The sequence below is a fragment of the Pseudomonadota bacterium genome, from assembly GCA_018823135.1.
Lineage (GTDB): Bacteria > Desulfobacterota > Desulfobulbia > Desulfobulbales > CALZHT01 > JAHJJF01.
The window spans coordinates 1-2,259 of the sequence record JAHJJF010000053.1 but is presented as its reverse complement, the minus strand read 5'-3'; the positions used below and the strand labels follow the sequence as shown (position 1 = coordinate 2,259).

Here is a 2,259-nt window from a genome sequence, read left to right as displayed (position 1 = left end):
GCGCAAGCACGGTTCTGAGAGGGGCCGGGGCCAACAAGTCAGTACATTAAAGTGATCTCATGACACGCAGTAGCCGCGTGCGGCGAGACGTAGTCTGCGACCTTTCATTGAACTGCTTGGAGAAACCGGTCTACTCGACTTTGTGACTTTGTTCTTATGGTTAAATAAAAGTTTGAACTCATTGACAGGATTTGATCGTATCGTTGGTCATCGCTGCTTTTTTATTGACACTCTTCGGGGAAAGTGAATATCATTATGTAAGAGTATTACATTATTTTTTCTTACTTAGTGGAGGATGTTTATGCGGATTACTTCAAAGGGACAGGTTACCATTCCTATGAATATTCGACTAAAAATGGGTTTTATGCCTGATACGGATGTGGATTTTGTTGTGAAGGGAAACAGCGTTTTGATAGTTAAATCAACTGACCCCGGTAAATCCCGTGGAAAAAAAATTATTGATCGCATTCGCGGTAAGGCAACAGTGAGTATGTCGACAGCGGATATCATGGCCCTGACCAGGGGTGATGAATGACTTCCGAAAAAATCATGGTTGACAGCAATGTTCTCCTTGATGTGCTTACCGAGGACGCAAGTTGGTTTGAGTGGTCCGCTGCAAAAATTTCTCAATATGCTGATCAATCAATCCTCTGCATCAATCCTATCATCTACTCTGAGGTATCTATGGGTTTCGAATGTATCGAGGATCTTGAGGCCGCTCTGCCCGAAGATGTTTTTACCCGTGTTCCTCTCCCTTTTGAGGCAGCCTTTCTAGCTGGTAAATGTTTTTTGAAGTATCGGCGGGCTGGTGGAGTAAAACGTTCACCATTGCCTGATTTTTTGATTGGGGCCCATGCTGCAGTAAAAAAAATGACCCTGCTTACCAGAGACAGTTCTCGTTTTCGATCATACTTCCCTGGGTTGAATTTGATTTGTCCTTAAGAGACGTTTCTGGCAAGTGAGGGGATAGCAAGGGTGACAGTACACCTCGAAATACCGTGACGGAAAGCGGCAAGAGTCTCCTCAAGCACTGTATACTGGAGATTTTGGAAAGGGGATGTTGTTAGGTAAGGGGCACTGGGATTTGGAAAGGGGACGTTGTTGATTTATTGACTTAGGCTGCATTGTTGGAAATAATCCATCATTGCGGGGGGAAGGGGTCGTTATTTTTGTTTGACGATGACAGTTTAAAAAATATTATGTGACTACAATATAGGTTAACCTGAAAAGAGGTCAAGATATGAATACGTTATCAGTCTCAGAAGCAAAAATGAAGCTTAGTTCTCTCGTTGACTCTGTCAAGGCGACTGACCAGGAAGTTGTTATTACTAAAAACGGCAGGCCGGTAGCGGTGCTGGTCAGCCCGGATGAATTTGAAAGTTGGCATGAAACTCTTGAAATTCGTTCAGATCAGGAACTTATGAAAGAGATCAGGAAAGGGCTTAATAATTTAAAGAAGAAGTCTTCTCTGTATTCACTTGAGGATCTTCTGTAAAGATGACGGACGCAAATCCTTACAAATTACGGATCCCTGATGAATTGGCATCATTTATTCGTAAATTACATCCTCGTATCAAAAAGCATGTAAGATACGCCTTCGAAACGATCCTGGAAGATCCATATTCCGGTAAAGCATTAAAAGATGAACTCGAAGGGTTGAGAACTTTCAGGATCAAGAGATATAGAGTTATTTATCGTATTAATAAAAAATGCAGCGAACTGGAAATTGTCGCCCTGGGACCTCGAAAGAATATTTACGAAGATACCTTCCGGATCATCAGTAAATAGTATTTTAGTAAAATGTTGTTTGATTTAAGCTACTTATAGCAGGACAGCAGTGAAACTGAACAGACTGTTAAGTCACTAAATCAAGAATTTCCCCTTTGTCTAAATAACGCGGCAATTATATAAATTGAATTTGCTGTCGTTGGTCATTATCGGATAATTGTTAACCAATGATTGCGCGATGATCATTCTGTCAAAAGGGTCTTTATGGTGGTATGGCATTTCTTGTAGAGGTAAGGAGTCCTGACCCTTAAAATCAAGCATTTGAAATCCGCTCGCAACGGCCTGGGAAACCGGATCAAAATCAATTTCTAATTTGCCAATTGATGCCTTGATCATAATTTCAACAATGCTCACTGCGCTGTCAATCGGCATTGAAAATTGACCCACCATCGGCGTCCAAAATTGACCCACCCCAGGCAGTAGTTTTCAGTTATTTATTCTTGTCCTAATTCTCCAACTTTCGTTGCCAGT

The 2,259-nt window shown here is 41.6% G+C and carries 5 protein-coding genes; 4 read left to right on the top strand and 1 reads right to left on the bottom strand.

Going from position 1 to position 2,259, the window contains the following annotated elements:
- Positions 1-301 precede the first annotated feature (301 nt).
- The 4 genes from KKE17_05040 to KKE17_05025 all read left to right on the top strand — a co-directional run bounded on the left by KKE17_05040 (position 302) and on the right by KKE17_05025 (position 1,788).
- A complete protein-coding gene (locus KKE17_05040) occupies positions 302-535 on the top strand; it encodes an AbrB/MazE/SpoVT family DNA-binding domain-containing protein (GenBank protein MBU1709354.1) in 234 nt (77 codons plus the stop codon).
- Positions 532-942 carry a type II toxin-antitoxin system VapC family toxin gene (locus tag KKE17_05035; protein MBU1709353.1) on the top strand — a complete coding sequence of 137 codons (411 nt, stop codon included), beginning with the start codon at positions 532-534 and terminating at the stop codon, positions 940-942. Before KKE17_05040 ends, KKE17_05035 begins: the two co-directional genes overlap by 4 nt.
- Positions 943-1,240: 298 nt before the next feature.
- Positions 1,241-1,495 (top strand): type II toxin-antitoxin system Phd/YefM family antitoxin, encoded by a 255-nt coding sequence (locus KKE17_05030; protein ID MBU1709352.1) that lies wholly within the window; start codon positions 1,241-1,243, stop codon positions 1,493-1,495.
- A 2-nt stretch (positions 1,496-1,497) separates the two neighbouring features.
- Positions 1,498-1,788: a type II toxin-antitoxin system RelE/ParE family toxin gene (locus tag KKE17_05025; protein ID MBU1709351.1), complete on the top strand. Its 291-nt coding sequence runs from the start codon at positions 1,498-1,500 to the stop codon at positions 1,786-1,788.
- Positions 1,789-1,887: 99 nt separating this feature from the next.
- Here the strand turns inward: KKE17_05025 and KKE17_05020 are convergent, their stop codons facing one another.
- On the bottom strand, positions 1,888-2,160 hold the full coding sequence (locus tag KKE17_05020) for a type II toxin-antitoxin system VapC family toxin (protein MBU1709350.1): 273 nt from the start codon (positions 2,158-2,160) through the stop codon (positions 1,888-1,890).
- Positions 2,161-2,259: the final 99 nt, after the last annotated feature.

What these genes read in the sequence shown, in the direction of transcription:
- KKE17_05040 (MBU1709354.1), top strand. Translation starts at nt 302, where the DNA reads ATGCGGATTACTTCAAAGGGACAGGTTACCATTCCTATGAATATTCGA.
- KKE17_05035 (MBU1709353.1), top strand. Translation starts at nt 532, where the DNA reads ATGACTTCCGAAAAAATCATGGTTGACAGCAATGTTCTCCTTGATGTG.
- KKE17_05030 (MBU1709352.1), top strand. Translation starts at nt 1,241, where the DNA reads ATGAATACGTTATCAGTCTCAGAAGCAAAAATGAAGCTTAGTTCTCTC.
- KKE17_05025 (MBU1709351.1), top strand. Translation starts at nt 1,498, where the DNA reads ATGACGGACGCAAATCCTTACAAATTACGGATCCCTGATGAATTGGCA.
- KKE17_05020 (MBU1709350.1), bottom strand. Translation starts at nt 2,160, where the DNA reads ATGCCGATTGACAGCGCAGTGAGCATTGTTGAAATTATGATCAAGGCA.